Origin of the sequence: Poseidonocella pacifica, assembly GCF_900111875.1 — a bacterium.
Lineage (GTDB): Bacteria > Pseudomonadota > Alphaproteobacteria > Rhodobacterales > Rhodobacteraceae > Poseidonocella > Poseidonocella pacifica.
Window position 1 is genome coordinate 44,856 of record NZ_FOJU01000008.1, and the last position, 18,545, is coordinate 63,400.

Consider the following 18,545-nt stretch of genomic DNA (forward strand, 5'->3'; position numbering starts at 1 on the left):
TGACCGCTTGCCAATTCCATTTGGGCGGGTCAGTTTCAGGCAGCATCAAAGAGTTCCCATGTCCGATACCCCTTCGATTTCACCAAAAAGCCTGACAATGCAGGACGTTGCCGATGCCGCTGGCGTGTCGCCGATGACCGTCTCGAATTGTTTCCGCTACCCTGAGAGGGTCCGCGAGAAGACACGAATGGCAGTGATGAAAATTGCGGCAGATCTCGGGTATGTCCCGAATCTTTCCGCAGGCACCCTGGCCGCGGGCAGCAGTCGCGTCATCGGAGCGGTGCTTCCATCAATGCGAAATTCGTCGTTCTACAACTACAATTCCGGCTTGCGACAGGCTGCGGCTGCCCGAGGTCTGGAACTCATCACCATGATCGCCGAAACTCCCGAGGAAGAGCTGTCGGCGGTACAGACCTTATTGGGTCTGCGGGTCGCTGGGGTGGCGCTGGTGGCCGGGCCCCACGAGCCCGGACTGAGCCAGCTCTTGGCGCTCGCGGGCGTGCCGGTTGTGGAAAGCTGGGCTGGCGAAGACGCTATCGGGCGCGGCGTCTGCTACGACGTGGGCGCTGCAAGCCGCGCTCTGACCCGTCATCTTATCGCACAAGGCCGCCGCCGTATCGGCTTCGTCGAGGTGACCGGCGGTGGTGGTCAGCGCTATGCTATGCGCCTGCCCGCCTTCCGCCAAGAGATGTTCGCCGCCGGACTGTCGGACTCTCTCGTGCTCACAGTACGGGCCGCCGATGGCTTTGCATCCGGAGCGACGATTTTGGATTCATTCCTCGCGCTTGAGCCGAACCTGGATGCGATCCTCTGCCCGACTGATGTGGTTGCCGCCGGGGCGCTCTTCGAATGTCAGCGACGGGGGCTCGCCGTGCCGGGGGACATCGCCGTAGCGGGCTGGGGTGACTATGATATTGGGCGGCAGGTGTCGCCGATGCTCACGACCGTGCGGCCGTTTTCAGACGAGATCGGTAAGGGAGCGATAGAGGTGCTGACCGGGGATCATGAAGGCTCCGGAGCGGTCGCGACCCCCTTCGCTCTGCAATTGCGCGAAAGCGCCTGAGCGCGCGGCTCGGTGCTGTACCAGTAGCCGACCAGTCGAGTTGAAGACGGGGCAGCCAACTTTGGCGAACGCGCCGCGTACTCGTATGACGCGGCTTTTCCTTTTTCCCGCAAAAACTTACCATCCGGGCGAGTTGTGTGCCTCACTTAACGTCATTCTCTATCATGATACTGTCAAACCAACTCACCGAGGAGTTCAGACGTTCGCTGCGCCACACCGGGGGTCATTCAGCACCTTGGACAGGTCATCGATCGCGGCCCGGTGGAACTCTGCCAGATCCGGCGTGATCTCGATGGCCTACTGGGTCAGATCTGCCACCAATGCCTTCTTGGTTGCCTCTGCCTCCGCCAGATGACGTGCTCCCAGTAGAGACCGCGGTTATTGGTTCGCTCTGTTCAGCTATTGGTTCTCTACTGAGTGCTGGTGATACTCCCACGCGGTGAGCCCGTTGATGCTCTTATGCGGGCGATGGTGACTGTAATCGTCACCTCAGGCCGCGAACAGCGCCAGCGCGTGGCGCAGGTTGGCAAGAGCATATCTTTCGCCTTTCGCCCCTCACGTCCAGCTTGGGGTTTTTGCGTCTTGATTAGCCGCTCGAACGCCTTTCTTCGAGGACACTTAGTGCCCGAGGACGTGCGCCCGGCGTGACTGGCGCGGGTCGTGCCCGTCATCCTTAGTGCGCCGGCTTAGGAGATATGGGGAACCGCTGAACATAGGCTTGGGGCTGCCGGGAACAGTGCTCGTTGGCTCAATGATCCACAAGATTTCACCATGTCGCCTGAGGCTGTCGATCCTGGAGTAAAATTCCCTAGGTTCGCGGAGTGAAGCTGGACAACTTGGTCGCTTTGGAAAACCCTGATGCCGAGGGGCACCAAGGCCTGACCAGTTGCAATATTTCTTTTTAGGCCGATTGCATATGCAGAGCCTTCCCAGTCCACTCGGGATCGTCAATGGCCTGTGCCAGCACCGCAGCGACGTCGCCGCGCGCGGCCTTGCCCTTGACGTCGACATCGTCGCCGAACCGCATGTCGCGGGTGCCGTCCTCGTCGGTCAGGGCAACCGGGCGGACGATGGCGTAGCTCAAGCCAGAGGCCTTGAGGTGTTCGTCGGCATCGTGCTTGGCCTGAAGGTAATGGCCCAATTTACTATCGGTATCCGGATTTTCGGCGCCAACTGTGCTGAGCATCACGAAGCGGAACACTTTGGCGTTGGTGGCGATATCGATCAGCCTTTTCGCACCGTCGCGGTCGACCTTTTCGGTCATCTCTGGGCCGGTTGATCCGCCAGAACCGGCTGCGAAGACGACCGCATCGCAGCCGTCGCAGACATCGTCATTTAGTTCGGTCAGATCGCCATGGCGCAGGGTCACGTCCGACGAAAAGCCACTTGTGTCAGAAGAGTCGCGCACAAGGGCAACGGGCGAATGGCCGTTGGATTTCAGCTCTTCAATCAGGCGCACGCCTGTTTTGCCGGTGGCGCCAGCAACAAGGATATTCATTTGATTTTCCAATTCAATCTAATGTCAGGCGAACGGGGTGGACCACGCGATCAACCCCGTTCAGAGGCTTCACAGCAAGGCGAGCAGTTTTTGCGCAGCCGCCTCCGACGATGCCGGGTTCTGACCGGTCACCAGCTTGCCATCGGTGACCACGAAGGAGGCCCAATCGTCGCCCTTCTGGTAATTGCCGCCTTTCGATTTCAGCGTATCCTCGACCAAAAATGGCACGACGTTGGTCAGGCCGACGCCTTCTTCTTCCGTGTTGGTGAAACCGGTCACGGTTTTCCCCGACACCAGCGGCTTTCCGTCCGCGGCCTTGGGGTGCTTGAACACGGCCGGCGCGTGGCAGACAGCACCGACGGGACGGTCGCTTGCGGCGAACGCTTCGATTAGAGCGGTGCTGTCCTTGTCTTCGGCGAGGTCCCAGAGAGGGCCGTGACCGCCGGGAAAGAAGATCGCGTCATAGCCCTCGGCCGAGACGGTCGAAAGAACCTCGGTGTTGCCGAGTTCCTTCTGCGCGGCTTCGTCGTCCTTGAACCGCTTGGTAGCATCGGTCTGCGCATCGGCTGCATCGCTTGACGGATCGAGTGGCGGCTGCCCACCCTTGGGCGAGGCCAGTGTGACGTCAGCGCCTGCATCCTTGAACACATAATAAGGTGCGGCGAATTCCTCGAGCCAGAATCCGGTTTTGTTGCCGGTATCGCCCAGCTGGTCGTGTGATGTAAGAACCATGAGAATTTTCATCGGAGTGTTCCCTCTTCTATTCGTGTTTCAATCGCTCAGCTTGACGACACGTTTGCCGAAAGCCTCGCCGTCCAGCAGACCAACAAACGCCGCAGGGGCATGTTCCAGACCTTCAATCATTTCTTCGCGATACTTGATCTTTCCTTTGGTCACCCAGTCGCTCATCTGCTTGGCGAACTCGGGGTAGAGGTGGCCGAAGTCGTCGAAGACGATAAAGCCGCGCATGGTCATCCGCTTGCGCAGGATCGTGCCCAGAAGCAGGTTCATCCGGTCGGGGCCGTCCGGCAGCGACGTGGCGTTGTATTGCGATATCAGCCCGCACACCGGGATACGCGCAGAGGTGTTGAGCAGGGGCATGACGGCATCAAAGACCGCGCCGCCCACATTCTCGAAATAGATGTCGATGCCATCGGGGACAGCAGCTTCGAGCGCTTTGGGGAACTTGTCGGCTTTGTAGTCGATGCACTCGTCGAAGCCGAGGGTATCCACGACATGGCGGCACTTCTCTGCACCGCCTGCGATGCCCACAACGCGCAAGCCCAGGATCTTGCCAATCTGTCCGACCGTTGCGCCGACCGGACCACTGGCTCCGGCGACCACGAGAGTTTCGCCTTCTTTCGGCTGCCCGATCTGGGTCAAACCTGCCCAGGCCGTCAGGCCCGGCATGCCAAGGACGCCAAGCGCCCAGGACGGATTATCGGGCGACTTGCCCATGTTGATCACGCCGGTGCCGTCGGACAGGGCGTAGTCCTGCCATCCGCCGAAGGCCACTACCCAGTCGTCCGTCTCGAAGCCGGCCACGTCCGATGACATGACCTGTGCCACGGTGCCGCCCACCATCACGCCGCCGATCTCGACCGGCGCGGCATAGGAGGGCGCGTCGCTCATTCGGCCGCGCATGTAAGGATCAAGGGACAAGTATTCGTTGCGCAAGAGCATCTGACCGGGTCCGGGGCTGGGCACCTCCGCTGTTTCAAGGCGCAGGGTTTTGCCGTCGGGAGCGCCCTTGGGACGCTCAGCCAGTACGTACATGCGGTTTTTGGTGTCGGATTGAGGCATGGGATATTCCTGTTTGTTTGGATGTTTTCGTGCATGTGTGGGGCTGATCACCACGTCACAAGGGGTGCGTACCGCGCGTCACGTCGGGTAAGGAGGAACCGGAGAGGCATAGGCGTCAGCCGGACGGGTCAGCTCGTAACTGTGGCTCTGGAGCTGGAAATCAATGCCGAACGGGGCTTCGACATCGTCCATGCGTCAGGCCGTTTCTTCGGAGAAATATGCGCGTATCGGCACGCTCTGCTTGCCGCTTGTCGCGACGATTTTCGCCAGCAAGCTTCCGTTAGCGCGTTCCTGGGTGGCGAAATCGAACGTGCCGTGCTGGCGGTAGGACAAGCTGTCCTGCCAGGGCCGTGTTGCTGTCGAATTCGAAAAGCTCAAACCTGATCCCGGTCGACTGTTGTGAGGAGTGGGGTGCGCAGCTGCGCCCAACCGGCGCTGAACACAATGGTGCGTATCGGGTCGATGGCGGTTTCGATTGTCGGCTGCTTGTTATGGTTGATGTGCTGCGTACTGGACTGCCCGGTTCAATCCACAACACTGAGCAGAGGGCGCAACCAGTTTCGCTCAATGGCGTGGGGTGGTCTCTTGTGCCCGGAACGGTGGTTTTTGGGGAGGGTCTTTTATTGATATTTCTTGAGGCCTAGGGGTACATCCCGCATACATGGGATCGAACCCTGCAAGATTTACGTAAAATGTCATTTGAGCCTTTGATCCGCGCCGCAGGTGCTATTCCGTCGCATGCTTTTGCCGCGATGGCCGCATTTTTGCTGGCGTTGGTTCAGTTTGCAGCGCCAAAAGGCACTGTGCCGCATCGGACGCTGGGCTGGGTTTGGGTTGCGCTGATGGCAAGCGTGGCGCTGTCTTCATTCTGGATACACACTATCTGCCAACTGCGCGGCTTCAGCATAATTCACCTTTTGTCCGTGTTTGTGCTGATCATGCTGCCGCTGGGTGTCCTTCGCGCACGGCGCCATCAGGTGGAGTCGCACGCCAGAACGATGAAGGGCCTTTTTTTGGGCGCACTCCTGATCGCGGGCATATTCACGTTCATGCCGGGACGCATCATGCATTCGGTGGTGTTTGGCACCACTGTTGACCACGGCACATGTAACGCGAGTTAGGCGAAGTTTGCGGGGAAATTCCTTGGGACGCAATCCGACCAGTCTGTGATCGCGGCGAGTAAGAGGAACCCGCGTCGGATAGGAATTCAAGTAATATCCGTGCATAAAAATGGGGTTCGGACGGGTGATGCGCCGTTTCCGCGGCAGGTAAGGATAAACCGGGTGTCGGAAATACGTCTTGCTGACATTGGGGCCTTTTTAGTTACTCAGCCGGGCCACAATCCCCATCAGACGCCGCGTACGGTGGCGGCCCGCATGAAACCCGTTATGGGCAGAAATGCTGCGATCGGGCACAGCCAAAAAACGGATGCTTGATGAGCGCGCTGTCTGAATGCGCCGGATCACGTCACCTTTCGGCGGACGCAAAGTGCTCCGTTCCCTGTGATCAACCCTTATGAGAGCCGCGCGACGCTAGGCTTTGACCCATGGGTGTCCGCAAAGTCGCCTTAATTACGCGAGGACCCCAGCACGCTCGTCAAGCAGAGGGACATAGCCAAGGCATGTCCCTCTGCTTTTCAGTTTTGCGAGCCACCCTTATCTGATCAGAGTTGCACGCCTTTGGTCAGTGCGCCGTCAATGACGAGATTGGTTCCGGTGGTAAAGCTCGACGCCGGGCTCGCCAGAAAGACCACGCCGCGCGCAATTTCCTCTGGCTTGGCCATGCGCCCGGTGGGGTTTAGAGACAACGCCTCGGCGTAGAGTTCGGGCATGTTGTTTTGGATGTTTTGCCAGATCCCGCCGTCGAAATACGTGTTGCCCGGCGATACCGTGTTTGCCCGAATACCCTGCGCCGCGAGCTTGTAGGCGAGGCCCTGTGCGTAGTGCACGATTGCGGCCTTGAACGCGCCATATGCTGGACCGGTGAAGTCAATCTCACGCCCTGATACGGATGAGACCAGAGTGATCGAGGCGGCTTCGCTCTTCTCCAGCCACGGCATGGCCGCATTCACCAGCCGAACCGAATGCATCATGTCCGTCTCAAACCCGGCCTTCCAGGCATCCTCGTCATCCGCGACGGCGAGGGCCGAGACGTTGCCGATCACGATGTCGATCCCGCCAAGCGTCTCGGCTGCCTCCGCGACCCAGGCCTCGAGTGCGTGTTTGTTCGACACATCGACCACCGCGCCATGCGCCGTAGCACCACTCGCCTTCAGCTTTGCGACGGCCGCATCGACATCCGCGCCCATGCGCGCACAGATCGACACAGCGGCCCCTTCAGCCGCGAGGATTTCGGCGCAGCGCAGGCCGATACCCTTGCTGCCGCCGGTAACAAGAGCGCGCAGCCCCTTCAGACCTAGATCCATAACTTCAACTCCCTGCTATCATTTCAGATATTTTTTCTCGATCCCGGCGGCGAGGCTGTATTTCGGATCAACCATGTTCCCCAACCGTACCTTGCCGCACATCGTGAGCAACATGTAGGCGTCGGCTTCCGACTGCCCTGTTTCATCGGCGACCCAACGCACGAGCTCGCGGTAGGCGATGCGGGCCGCGTCTTCCATGGGGCGGGCCGAGCCGATGAACATCATCTTCTCCTCCGTCTCAAGCTGCGGCCATGAATTGCCGTGCCCCTTGATCAGGTCGATATGAATTTCGACCGTGGCGGGAATTTCGAGAGCAACACCGCAGAGCTCGCCGTCGCCCTGGATGGCGTGGCAATCGCCAAGGTACAAGTAACCGCCGTCGGTATTCACCGGGAGATAGATGATTGAACCGGGCGCCACGTCCGGCACATCCATGTTGCCGCCGTAATAGTCGGGTTGCAGCGAAGAAATCGCTTCGATCTGAGGCGAGGTTCCGATGGTGCCGATGAACGGTTCATAGGGCAGGGTGAGCGTGTCGGACCAGTGAACACCGTGCTCGTCCACGACGACTTTCTTGACCTTTTCAGGCAGGGGCGGGTTGAGCAGGGCGGTGTCTCCCGTGGCCACAAGTCCGCCGAATTCGGTCAGCAAGCAGGTGGTCCCAACAGGTTGTTCCCCGCGCGGTGTAATGGAGATGATCCGAACGGCGAGCGCATCGCCCTTTTCCGCGCCCTTGACGTAGATCGGCCCCGTCTGAGGATTGAGAAACGGGAAGTTGAGGTGAGAGGACGGGTTGTCGACCACCTCGGTGATCGCGCCTTCAAAGGCGTCGTGGGTTTCGACCGTGACGACCGCGCCGGGCTCGACTTCGAGGACCGGGTCCGCGTAGGGACCGTAGACGTAGTGAAAGGTGCCCTGATCCTCGATGGTGATCTTGTGGCGGGTCCCTTCGACACCTTTGGCGACGCCTTTTTGGGCCATGATGGATGTGCTGAGCCAGGACATGTTCACGTTTTCCTTTTGCTGGTCTTGATTTTCATCGGGTTTCAGATGGTCAGGTACTTGCGCACTTCACTGCGGGATCGGATTTCTTCAGGACCAAGGTCGGCGACGATCCGGCCCTTTTCCATGACGTGGCCACGGTCGGCCAGCGACACGATCAGATCAAGGTTCTGCTCAACCAGCAGTACGGCAACGCCGGTTTCGGTGTTCAGAGACCGCATGTTGCGCGCGATGTCCTTGATGATCGACGGCTGGATACCTTCGGACGGTTCGTCCAGAAGCATCAGCGCCGGATTGCCGATCATCGCGCGCGCAATGGCAAGCTGTTGCTGCTGGCCCCCTGAAAGCGTGCCGGCGCGCTGTCGGCTTCGTTCTTTCAGGATGGGGAAGAAGCGGTAGACTGTTTCATAATCCGGCGTAACGCGCCCCTTTCCGGCAACTTCGCCCACGATCAGGTTTTCGCGGATCGTAAGCTCGGGAAAGACTTCGCGCCCTTGTGGAATATAGCCGATGCCATTGCATGCGCGAGTGTCGGCGCCGTCCGCAGTCGCATCGCGACCATTGAAATGGATCGTTCCGGCGCTGGGCTTCAACAGCCCGGTCAGGGTGCGCATCAGCGTGCTTTTACCAACACCATTTCGGCCCACCACGGCGACGATCTCGCCAGGGGCGATGGTCAGATCGACCCCTTGCAGAACGGTTTCTCCGCCATACCCGGAGCGGAGGCCGGAGATTTTCAGAAGCGGCTGTTCAGACATCGGCGGTCCCCAAATAGATTTCCTGCACGCCCGGATGATCGATGACCTCGGCGATCGTGCCTTCGGCAAAGATCGATCCAAAATGCAGCACTGTCACCCGCCGCGCGATCTGTTCGACAAAAGCCATGTCATGTTCGACGGCCAGTATGGTGATGCCGCGTCCGTTGAGATCATGAAGCATTTCGCCGGTCTTGCGAGTCTCATCGGGGGACATGCCCGCGGTCGGTTCGTCCAGCAGCAGCAGCTTGGGCTCCACCCCGACGGCCATGGCGATTTCCAGCCACTGCTGCTGGCCATGTGACAGAATTCCGGCCGGGGTCATCTCTTCGGATTGCAGATCCGTGAAATCCAGCATCTCGCGGATTGTCGCGCCAAGGCTCTGACCATGCAGATGATCCTGAAAGGCAACTTCGAGGTTCTGGCGCACGGACAGGGCCTTGAAGATGCCCGGCACCTGGAATTTGACCGATATGCCTCGCCGGATGCGCTGGAATGACCGCAGGGCAGTAATGTCGCTGCCGTCAAAGGTGATGGTTCCGGCGTCGGGCGCGTGTTCGCCTAGGAGGAGGCGGAAAAAGCTCGACTTGCCCGCGCCGTTTGGTCCGATCAAGCAGTGCATGGCCCCGGCAGAGAGCGAAAAGTCGATGCCGTTCGCAACGACCACGCCACCAAACGCCTTGCGCAGGCCCTGAACCCTAAGGATCTCGGTCATCGCTTGCTCCCCCGGAAAACTCGGCCCATCAGGGTCATTGCAGCGACGATCAGCCCTTCGGGTGCGGCCAGAACTGTCACGAGGAGCAGGGCGCCCATCACGACCAGCGCGTACTGGCTTCCGTAGATCGTGAGAGTTTGAAAGCCTGCGAGTACGATCAGCGTGCCAATCAGTGTCGCGGTGATGTCGCGCCGTCCGCCGACAGCGACCCAAACGATAGGCAGAGCGGCGGACGTCAGACCCATGCTGGATGGGGTGATATATTGTCCCCACGCGGTATAGAGCGCGCCGGACAGGGCGGCAAAGGCGCCCCCGATGCCAAAGGCCAGCATCTGATAGAGCCGCACATCATAGCCAAGCATCCCGACGCGGTGCGGGTTTTCCCGGATTGCCACCAGCACGTTGCCAAAGGGCGAATTGAGCATGATGCGCAGCCCGAGGTAACAGATCACGACCAACCCCAGCAGCAGGTAATAGAGCGACGGACCGGGATAGAGGACGATATCGCCACCGAACCATGGAAGGGTCAGCGGCGGCATCCCGGACATGCCGTTGAACCCGTTCAGGCGCGCCTCGCCGATACGCCACTGCGGCCCGGCGGTCTGCGCCATGAAGGTTTCCAGCACCAGTGTCACCGACAGGGTGACGATGCCGATGAACACGCCCTGAATGCGCCCGTAGAACATGAAATAGCCGATCACCAGCGCGAAGAGCCCGCCGATCGCCACCGCCAGAACCAACGCCAGAAGGGTCAGCCCATAGGCAGCACCCAGGTTCAGTGTGATCACGCCATAGGCATAACCGGCGAGACCAAAGAACGCGGTTTGTCCAAAGCTGAGCGCGCCAGCATAGCCCCAGACCACGCCCAGCCCCATGGCCATGAAGGTCCAGATCAGGAAATAGGCGGCATTGCCCACGGTCCAGGCATCGGCCATCAGCGGATAGGCGGCGGCGGCGGCCACGGCGACGGTGGCCGCAACCCAAAACGCCGGTCCGCGCCCCATGGTCTGCGGCCCCTCAAGGCGGGCCAGAAGGCTGCGGGTGCGGCTGCGCGGTGCAGTCTCGGAAGAGATCATCGGGTGGTTCCCTTGAGCCAGCCCGAAAGACCTCCGGGCAAGATGCGGATGACGAGAATGACAGTGACCAGCAGGCCGATCTGGCCAAAGAGTTGGCCGTACCATGCGGTGAGGCCGGCCTTGATCAGTGCAAGGATCGCGGCAGCCGGGGCGGCGCCCACAAAGATGTCAGCGCCACCGACCACCACGGTCACAAAGCTTTCGACAATGAAAGTCGCGCCCATCGTGGGCACCATCGTCATGGTCGGCGCATACAGCCCGCCCGCGAGGCCCGCGAGAGCGGCGCCCAAACCGAAGGTCAGCCCGTACATGCGGCCGGTGTTGACCCCCAGCGCGTTGGCCATCTGCGGTTTCTGGATCGTCGCGCGTGCAATCACGCCGAAACGGCTGTGATAGAACAGCATGTAGAGCCCGCCCAGCAACCCGAGCGCGCAAGCCATCAGCACAAGACGATAGAGCGAATAGGATCGGCCGCCGACGTCGATACTGCCCAGCGGCGTGCCGACGCCCTGCATGGTAGATCCCAGCACGATCAGCACGCCTTGGGTGGCGATCAGGCTGATGCCCCAAGTCGCGATGATTGAATCCAGCGGGCGGTGATAGAGGTGCCGGATCACCAGCCGTTCGACCACCATTCCCACGGCTCCTGCGACGAGGGCACCGGTCAGGATGGCGAGCGGCAGTGGCAGACCGGCACGCGCCGCGCTGGCGGTGACATAGGCCCCGCACATGATGAATTCCCCATGCGCGAGGTTGATCACCCCCATCATGCCAAAGATCACCGCCAGTCCGGCGCAGGAAATCACCAGAAAGGCAAAGGTGTCTCCGAATTGATAGAGCATGGCAAAGACGCTCTGGAAAAGGGCCATCCTTTCGGACTCCTATTTGGGTAAGATGCAGAGTTGCCGGGCAGGGGGACCCGCCCGGCATGTCAGGTCAGGCGCTCACTCTGCCGGGGGCGGTGAGGAGGGGGTATACTGCGCGCTCGGATCGTTCTTGGTCAGATCGCAGCCTGCGTCACCCAGCCAGTAGGGCTCGATGTCATTCCAAACCTTGGGAAAGCTGATCGAATGGTCGTCATTGACCTTGGCGAGGTAGATTGTGTGGGACATGTGCTGACTCTTGGGATCAAGGCAGACATTGCCTGATGGTCCGTCAAAGCAGACATCGCCTTCGGCCAGAACCGCACGGACTGCATCGTGATCAGTTGTACCTGCGCGCTCAACCATCTGCTTGTAGAGGTTAATTGCGATGTATGAATTCGCGGCCTCTTGGTTGATGTAGGGCTCATCCGGGAACATCGCGTGGAAGCGTTCGATGAAATCCTTGGATGCGGGCGTGTCGATCTCTTCGATGTAGTTCGTGGTGACATACATGTCGGCGAGGCTTGGCGGGGTAAACCGTTTGTGCTCATACCCTTGCCCAACGTTGACCGAGGATGCCATCGGCAGGCCGACACTGGCCGAAGACGCCTGTTCGTAATAGGATGCCTGCGCCGCTCCGACGAGCAATGTGACGACAAAGTCCGCATCCGTCGCCTGGATATTCTGGATCGTCTGGCCGAATTGCGACACGCCCAGCGGGATGAATTCTTCGCCCACCATGGTGCCGCCGTTCTCTTCGACGATCTGGCGCACCCACTCGGCCGAGATCTGGCCAAAGTTGTAGTCCGCGGCAAGTGTATAGACGTTGGGGCCGTACTCTTCCATCATCCACGGGATCAGGGTCGAGAACTGCTGTTCCGGCACAGCGCCGGTGACGATCATGTTGTTGTCGCAGACACCGCCTTCGTACTGGTTGTTGTAGAAGGCGAGCCCATCGAACTGGTTGACGATTGGCCGGTAGGCTTCACGCGACGCCGAGGAGAAGCCTGCAAAGACCACGTCCACCTTGTCGGACTGTATGACCCGGCGCATGAATTCCTGATAGCGGCGGTTGTCGGATTGGGTGTCATAGATCACAAGCTCAACCGGGCGTCCGTTGATCCCCCCGGCGTCGTTGATTTCCTTGGCAGCAAGTTCAATGGCATGGACCTTGACGGTCGTCGCGGCGGCGAAATCACCGGATTGGTCTTCGAGAACCCCGATTTTTATGGGGCCGTCCTGAGCAAAGGCGGGTGCTCCTGCGACAAGCGCCAAGGCGGCGCCGGCCATCAGATTGGTGAGGGTCGGTCGGTTGCGTGTCATTCGTTTCTCTCCACTGTTGCTTGGTCTGTCTGGTCGAGTCTTCCGCCGGTTATTCCGGTCTTGATGCGCGACTTTTCTTGCGGCCCCATCTCGGGTCCTTCTCCGAGGGCATGTCGCGCCATGTCCTCCATCGGAATTCTGCGCTCCATCGCTTCGCGTCGCAGCCATTGGTAGGCGTCCTCTTCGGAGAGGCCGCAGACGGTTATCAGTTGCACGACAGCTTTCATCACCACACGCCGGCCCGACAGGCGGCGGCGCAGTGCCAGCAATTCCTGCTGATGACGCGCGCGGGCAGCGTGTTCGTTCATGGCCAGAAGCAGGGCCGTGAAGATGCCGGAACTACGGACAGGTTTCAGGATGTGGCTTGCGGCGCGGTGCCGGATTACCCGGGCCAGACGGCTGGGGGCCTCACTTCCGATCACGGCGATTAGGGGAAGGTCAGGCATCGCCAGAGAATCCATACCGAGGTCTGCGCCATCATCGGCATCAAAAAACACCACATCGAACGCGGGGGGAGGGTCGGCAAGACAGGGCGGCACGTCCGAAATGCTGACCTCAAGACCCAGCTTGATCAGCGTCCGCTCCAGCGTGTCACGCCCCGAGTCCGGTGCCATGATGACCAGAGCGCGCAGCCCGCGGAAATTCTTGAGCATCGCCCCGCTCATTGTATCATCCGAATGTCGAGGCTTTGGCTGTCTTCGGTCTCGCTGGCCCAGATCAGATAGGGGTCGGGCCGGACGGCGATGGGGTGCTCCATCAGGATGTCAAAGGTTCCGTCCGAACGTGATCGGCCGATGCGTGGGCGCATCCAACAATGCAAATTGTCGGCATCCACGGTAACGCGGCCTTGCGGGGCCTCGAAGGTCAAGCCTCTGACGGCTTCGCGGACGGCCTCGAAATCGCCGCTGCCCGCGCGCGCCGCAGCCCGCGCCAGAAGGTGGACGGCCACGTAGGCGGATTCCGCATCCGCGGAGGGTTGCCCCAGATGGGCAAAGCGCGCCGCCCACAGTTGGGAAAACTGACGGTTTTCGGGCGAGGCGATTGTCGAGAAATAGACCGAGGAGGACAGATGCCCTGCCGCAGACTCGCCCAGCAGGGGGAGTTCGGCCTCGGACAGGCTACAGCTTGCGGCGGGCATCTCTCGGGGCAGGTCGATCCCAGCAGCCTTGGCCGCTGCACACAGCATGTTCAGAAAGACGAAGCCAGACTGACCGATCAGTGTCGTGAACACGAAATCCGGCCGATCCGCCACGATCTGTCTGACGACATCGGCAAGATCTGTTTCCCCAACTGGGAAATACCGCTCGCCAACGACCGACCCGCCTGCTGCGTTGATCGCTTCGCGCAAGATTCTGTTGTTCTCCCAGGCCCAGATATAGTTCGATCCGACCATCCATCCCCGAGACCCGAAATTTCTCAGCAGATGACGTGTCAGCGGAACGATGTGCTGGCTTGGTGCTGCGCCGCTGTAGACGATATTTTCCGAAGTCTCGAAGCCCTCGTAGTGGGACGGGTACCAGAGCAATGCATCGAATTTTTCGAACAGTGGCAGGACTTCTTTGCGGCTGGAGGATGTGTAGCACCCGATGACGTGACTCAGGCCGTGGTCCTGCAACAGCGTGCGCGCGCCATCGATATAGCCCGTGAGCTGTCCGGCAGGGTCGATGGATACCGGGTTTATCGTTACGCTCGCGTCCGGCGTGGCGTTGATCTCGTCAATCGCGAGCCTGGCGCCCGCGTGCATCGCCACGCTGACTGCCTGATAGGACCCACTTTGTGAAAATAGCAGGCCAACTGAGAGTTCTTGACGTCGCATCGTCGTTCACCAAAAAAATAAGCCTCCGCCAGCGGATTTCGCTGCAGAGGCCCTGTTGCCGGTCCGCGCAATGCGGAAATGTGATGGTAAAACTACGGCGGTCTCTTCATTGAGCCCTTAGCCGCATGACCGTTAGCTTAGAGAGCAGGTGGATCGTTTGGCAAGAAAATTAACTTATCTCTTCGGATCTCGCCAACGCGTCTGCACATAATTTGTGCTGTTGCCTCAAGCCTCGCGTCTCTGAAAGCAACCCCTGTAGCGGATGCCATTGTGGGGGAGGTGACCAAATGACGACAAAAAGCTTTCGTTGTCAGTTGGGTATGTCCAAGCGGCGGGCGGGGGTATTGCCCACACCGCTGACAGCGTCGAAACCGGCGACGAGAGCTGGCGCTTTGAAATGCGAGATTGGCCCCTGCGTACAACTGGCCCGAGACGGCTCCACTGTGTGTGGGCGACACCGTATCGGGCCAGCTACTTGTACGCCAAAGGGGCCATCTTTGGGTTGCAGGTAGACTGGCGTTCGTTTCAGCCCTCAATCAATTCGATCATGCGTTCAAGCCGCTCCATTGCGCGTACACCGTCTTCGATGTCCGGAACATCGCGGGCCTCGCCCCGCAGAACCGCAGCCGCGTCGGCGATCAGCGCGTTGTAGCCCTTGTGGTCCTCATTGGCGGCTGCGGTGAAGTTTGGCGTCCAACTCAGTGTATCGGCGGAGCCGTCTAGCGTTGCTTCCGCATCATCCGCCTTGAAGGGCGGGTCGCGAAATAGTTTCACGTTGATGATGTTGTCGACTTCAAGGCGCGTGTGGTCGCCCATGATGCGGATCTCTTCCATCGGTGTGCCGCGCGATTGCGTTGTGCCCATCACAATATTGCCAATGGTACCGTTCGATCCTGTAAACCCGAGGTGGAACAGGATTTTGCCCGGCGCGGGGCTGATCTTGCGCACCGTCATGTCCGCGAAATCGTCACCCGTGAACCAAGGGATCAGGTCCATGTAGTGAACGCAGTGGTGCAAATAGAAGCCGGTGTAGTCGGGCTCTCCCTCGAAGTATGTCGGGGCGGTCATGTAGCTGCCGGTGACGCCGAGGATTTGGCCGAAGTCCCCACCGCCAAGCACGTTCTTGGCGATCTTGTTGCCGGTGGAATAGCGTTTCATGAAACCGACGACGACAGGCTTTCCCGCTTTGCGAGCTGCATCCGCCACCTCGCGCGCCCCTGCGGCATCCGCCGCAGGGGGCTTCTCCATAAATACCGGCAGTCCCTTCGCTAACGCGGCAATAGAGGCCGCGCGGTGAAGCTCCGGCCCGACGGCCATGCCGATGGCATCCAGGCCGGAAGTTTCCACGAGATCCTGGAAATTGCTGTGAAGCGAGGTCACGCCATATTCGCGGGCGACAGCCGACATCGCGGCCTCATCCCGGTCGCAGAGCGCGGCGATACGAATGTCATTGCGGCCGAGTTGCGGCAAAAGCATCTGGCGCGCATGGCGTCCGCAGCCAATCCATCCGATGTTGAGGGTCATTGTGCCACCTCCGCCAGAGCGAGCGCCGAGCGGATCACACCAAGCCCCGCGCGGAGTTTCGCGCTTTCATCTTCGTGTGGCGCCCGCCAATGCGCGATGGGAAGGGCCACCCGGTCATCGTCGCGGCGGAAAGGCTCCAGCGATATTGGTCCCTTGTAGTCGATCTGGTGCAGCGCGCGCATGACGGCTGTCCAGTCGATGTGTCCGGTGCCGGCATGGCCGCGGTGGTTTTCGTTGGCCTGAAAATGTACCAGCCGGTCGCCGGTCGCACGGATTGCATCAGGTATGGAGCGTTCCTCCATGTTCATGTGGAACGTATCGAGCATGACACCCAGCCCCGGATTATTCACCTCGTCGACGACCTCGATAGCTTGCCGCGTGGTCGAGATAATGTCGGTCTCGAAACGGTTCAGCGGTTCAAGCCCGAAGACCTTGCCGGCAGCTGCCGCGAGGGGGGCCACCTCGGCCAGTCCGCTTACGGTACGTTCAGCGCGTGCTGCGATGTCATCATCGCTTCGCGGCATGGGTGGACGCCCGGCAAAGACCATGGGTTCTCCGTAGAGCGGGCCACCGATAATGCGCGCACCGATGGCATCGGCGGCATCTACACAATGTTTCAGGTAGTCGATGCCACCCTGCCGCGCGCTTGCGTCCTCTGACGCGATGGATCGCTGCGTGTTCACGCGCGCCGCCAGCACCAACGAGAGGCCCGCGTCTTCTGCTGCGCGGCGTGTTTCGGCGGGGTCGAGATTATCCTCGGGCTCGGGCACCAGAAGCTCGACGAAGTCAAACCCCAGATCGGCGGCCTTCTGAAAGTAGTGCAGATCCTTGCCGATGAAGGGCCGGATGAACTGCATGGAGATGATACCGATCGGATTGTCCAAATCGTTGTCCTTTCTCGTGTCTTGTGGATCAGCCCTTGACCGCACCTTGGGTCAGGCCGGAAATCAGGCGTTTTTGTACCAGCAGGAACAGCACCGTCGCGGGCATGGCACCGACGATGCCACCGGCGGTCATCAGACCCCATTGGACCTCGTATTCACCGATGAGAGTCTGCACCGCGACGGTGATGGTGCGCACGTTGCGACCGCCGAGGGTCAGCGCGTAGAGATATTCATTCCAGGAGGTGATGAAGATGTAGATCCCGGTCGCAACGATGCCGGGACCGCAGAGCGGCAGGACCACGCGGCGCAGTGCGCCAAGACGGGTGCAGCCGTCGGTCATTGCGGCTTCGTCCAGCGATTTGGGGATGCCGTTCATATAGCTGACCATCATCCAAATCGAGAACGGGATCGCGACCGTCGAATTGGCAATGATCAGCGCCAGATGCGTGTCGAGCAGCCCAAGCACCCGCATCAGCACAAAAAGCGGCAGGATCAGCAGCACCAGTGGGAACATGTTGATCAGCAGAAATTGCAGCATCAGGATCTTCTTTCCGCGAAACGAAAAGCGCGAGAAGGAATAGGCCGCCGTTATGCTGAGCGAGAGACCGACGATCACCGTCCCGCAGGATACGATCAGACTATCGAGCAGGTTGTCCCCGAAGCCGACCGTTCGGAACAGGCGGGTGTAGTTGTCGATGGTCGCACCGATGATCGACGGGCCTTCGGTGAAGAGCTTGGATTCATCAGTCACCGACGTGATGAACATCCACAGATAGGGACCAAGCGTGAAGACTAGGATCAACGCCATTGGGAGATCGACAGTCAGAAGCCGCCGCCCGAGCGGGAGTTTGCGCAAAGCCATTATTGCACTGCCTTTCCGGTCCGCCGCAGATAGACCATGACGACACCCATCAAGAGGATTGTGAACAGCACCGCCAGCGCCGAGCCATAGCCGAAGTCGAGGTTGGTGCGTGCCTTGACGAAAGCGTAGAGTGGCAGGGTGTAGGTGGAATACCCCGGGCCGCCGCCCGTCATGACGAAGATGACGTCGAAGGAGTTGGCCACCCAAATCGTTCGCAGAAGCACCGAGGTCACGAGCACACCCGAGATGCCGGGCAGGGTGATGTGCCAAAACTGCCGCCATGTGCTCGCCCCGTCAATGGAGGCGGCCTCGTAATAGCTGCGCGGGATGGACTGTAGACCGGCAAGGATCATCACGGCGAAGAACGGAAAGCCCTGCCACGTGAGTGTGAGAATGATCGCGCCGAGTGCGGTCTTCGGGTTGGCGAGCCACGGCATCGCCTGTTCGATCAATCCAAGGCGCAGCATGAAGTCATTCATCACGCCGTAGTTGCTGTCGTAGATCCAGACCCACATCAGGGCAATCACGACCGAGGGAAGCGCCCAAGGGATGATGATCAATGCGCGGGCAACGGGACGCCACGGGAAGTTCTGGTTGAGCAGAAGGGCAGTCACCAGACCCAGCAAAAGTTGCGCGGGGATGGTGACGCCAATCCATATGACCGTGTGCTTGAGCGAGATCCAGAAAACCTCGTCCTGAAGGGCCGCGATGAAGTTGTCGAGCCCGACGAATGTGAAATCGTTCGGGCGGAACAGCACGTAGTCGTGCAGGCTCATCCAGGCGGTCTGGAGCATCGGCAGAAACACGATGGCGAGGGTGACAATTACGGCAGGCGAGAGCATCGCATAGGGAAGCACGCTGCGGCCTAGCCGGGTGCCGGTCAGCCCTTCTTTCGGGCCGGGTCGGTTCGTTGGGTTACGGTCTTGCGCAGGCATG

19 protein-coding genes are annotated in these 18,545 nt (G+C 60.2%); 2 read left to right on the top strand and 17 right to left on the bottom strand.

Annotation, left to right across the window (positions count from 1 at the left end):
* The first annotated feature begins 97 nt into the window (after nt 1–97).
* Nucleotides 98–1,063: a LacI family DNA-binding transcriptional regulator gene (locus BM234_RS16625; protein WP_281247991.1), complete on the top strand. Its 966-nt coding sequence runs from the start codon at nt 98–100 to the stop codon at nt 1,061–1,063.
* Between the two features lie 901 nt (nt 1,064–1,964).
* On the opposite strand, the gene BM234_RS16630 is transcribed toward BM234_RS16625, so the two are convergent.
* The 4 genes from BM234_RS16630 to BM234_RS17370 form a co-directional block, all read right to left on the bottom strand.
* Nucleotides 1,965–2,561: an SDR family oxidoreductase gene (locus BM234_RS16630; RefSeq protein WP_092066906.1), complete on the bottom strand. Its 597-nt coding sequence runs from the start codon at nt 2,559–2,561 to the stop codon at nt 1,965–1,967.
* Between the two features lie 69 nt (nt 2,562–2,630).
* Entirely contained in the window at nt 2,631–3,305 is a 675-nt protein-coding gene (locus BM234_RS16635) for a type 1 glutamine amidotransferase domain-containing protein (protein ID WP_092066907.1), read from the bottom strand.
* Between the two features lie 27 nt (nt 3,306–3,332).
* Nucleotides 3,333–4,364, bottom strand: coding sequence for an NADP-dependent oxidoreductase (locus BM234_RS16640; RefSeq protein ID WP_092066908.1), 1,032 nt, complete (start codon nt 4,362–4,364; stop codon nt 3,333–3,335).
* 195 nt (nt 4,365–4,559) lie between these two features.
* Nucleotides 4,560–4,742: a hypothetical protein gene (locus tag BM234_RS17370; RefSeq protein WP_139226822.1), complete on the bottom strand. Its 183-nt coding sequence runs from the start codon at nt 4,740–4,742 to the stop codon at nt 4,560–4,562.
* Between the two features lie 314 nt (nt 4,743–5,056).
* Between BM234_RS17370 and BM234_RS16645 the strand changes: the two genes are divergently transcribed.
* On the top strand, nt 5,057–5,485 hold the full coding sequence (locus BM234_RS16645; RefSeq protein ID WP_092066909.1) for a DUF2306 domain-containing protein: 429 nt from the start codon (nt 5,057–5,059) through the stop codon (nt 5,483–5,485).
* A gap of 542 nt (nt 5,486–6,027) precedes the next feature.
* Here the strand turns inward: BM234_RS16645 and BM234_RS16650 are convergent.
* From BM234_RS16650 to BM234_RS16710, 13 genes are all read right to left on the bottom strand, one after another.
* Nucleotides 6,028–6,789 (bottom strand): SDR family NAD(P)-dependent oxidoreductase, encoded by a 762-nt coding sequence (locus BM234_RS16650; RefSeq protein WP_092066910.1) that lies wholly within the window; start codon nt 6,787–6,789, stop codon nt 6,028–6,030.
* Between the two features lie 18 nt (nt 6,790–6,807).
* Nucleotides 6,808–7,794, bottom strand: coding sequence for an acetamidase/formamidase family protein (locus BM234_RS16655; protein ID WP_092066911.1), 987 nt, complete (start codon nt 7,792–7,794; stop codon nt 6,808–6,810).
* Between the two features lie 41 nt (nt 7,795–7,835).
* The gene (locus BM234_RS16660) at nt 7,836–8,549 is read right to left on the bottom strand and encodes an ABC transporter ATP-binding protein (RefSeq protein WP_092066912.1); all 714 of its coding nucleotides are present in this window, start codon (nt 8,547–8,549) and stop codon (nt 7,836–7,838) included.
* Nucleotides 8,542–9,261 (bottom strand): ABC transporter ATP-binding protein, encoded by a 720-nt coding sequence (locus BM234_RS16665; protein WP_092066913.1) that lies wholly within the window; start codon nt 9,259–9,261, stop codon nt 8,542–8,544. Before BM234_RS16665 ends, BM234_RS16660 begins: the two co-directional genes overlap by 8 nt.
* Entirely contained in the window at nt 9,258–10,337 is a 1,080-nt protein-coding gene (locus BM234_RS16670; protein WP_092066914.1) for an ABC transporter permease subunit, read from the bottom strand. Before BM234_RS16670 ends, BM234_RS16665 begins: the two co-directional genes overlap by 4 nt.
* Entirely contained in the window at nt 10,334–11,206 is an 873-nt protein-coding gene (locus BM234_RS16675; RefSeq protein WP_092066915.1) for an ABC transporter permease subunit, read from the bottom strand. Before BM234_RS16675 ends, BM234_RS16670 begins: the two co-directional genes overlap by 4 nt.
* 75 nt (nt 11,207–11,281) lie before the next feature.
* A complete protein-coding gene (locus tag BM234_RS16680; protein ID WP_092066916.1) occupies nt 11,282–12,523 on the bottom strand; it encodes an urea ABC transporter substrate-binding protein in 1,242 nt (413 codons plus the stop codon).
* Nucleotides 12,520–13,188 carry an ANTAR domain-containing response regulator gene (locus BM234_RS16685; protein WP_092066917.1) on the bottom strand — a complete coding sequence of 223 codons (669 nt, stop codon included), beginning with the start codon at nt 13,186–13,188 and terminating at the stop codon, nt 12,520–12,522. The genes BM234_RS16680 and BM234_RS16685 overlap by 4 nt, the downstream gene beginning before the upstream one ends.
* Nucleotides 13,185–14,339: a transporter substrate-binding domain-containing protein gene (locus BM234_RS16690; protein ID WP_092066918.1), complete on the bottom strand. Its 1,155-nt coding sequence runs from the start codon at nt 14,337–14,339 to the stop codon at nt 13,185–13,187. Before BM234_RS16690 ends, BM234_RS16685 begins: the two co-directional genes overlap by 4 nt.
* A 525-nt stretch (nt 14,340–14,864) precedes the next feature.
* Nucleotides 14,865–15,863 carry a Gfo/Idh/MocA family protein gene (locus BM234_RS16695; protein ID WP_092066919.1) on the bottom strand — a complete coding sequence of 333 codons (999 nt, stop codon included), beginning with the start codon at nt 15,861–15,863 and terminating at the stop codon, nt 14,865–14,867.
* Nucleotides 15,860–16,747 (bottom strand): sugar phosphate isomerase/epimerase family protein, encoded by an 888-nt coding sequence (locus BM234_RS16700; protein WP_092066920.1) that lies wholly within the window; start codon nt 16,745–16,747, stop codon nt 15,860–15,862. Before BM234_RS16700 ends, BM234_RS16695 begins: the two co-directional genes overlap by 4 nt.
* 28 nt (nt 16,748–16,775) lie before the next feature.
* The gene (locus BM234_RS16705; protein ID WP_092066921.1) at nt 16,776–17,609 is read right to left on the bottom strand and encodes a carbohydrate ABC transporter permease; all 834 of its coding nucleotides are present in this window, start codon (nt 17,607–17,609) and stop codon (nt 16,776–16,778) included.
* Nucleotides 17,609–18,544, bottom strand: coding sequence for a carbohydrate ABC transporter permease (locus tag BM234_RS16710; protein ID WP_092066922.1), 936 nt, complete (start codon nt 18,542–18,544; stop codon nt 17,609–17,611). The genes BM234_RS16705 and BM234_RS16710 overlap by 1 nt, the downstream gene beginning before the upstream one ends.
* Between the last annotated feature and the right edge of the window lies 1 nt (nt 18,545).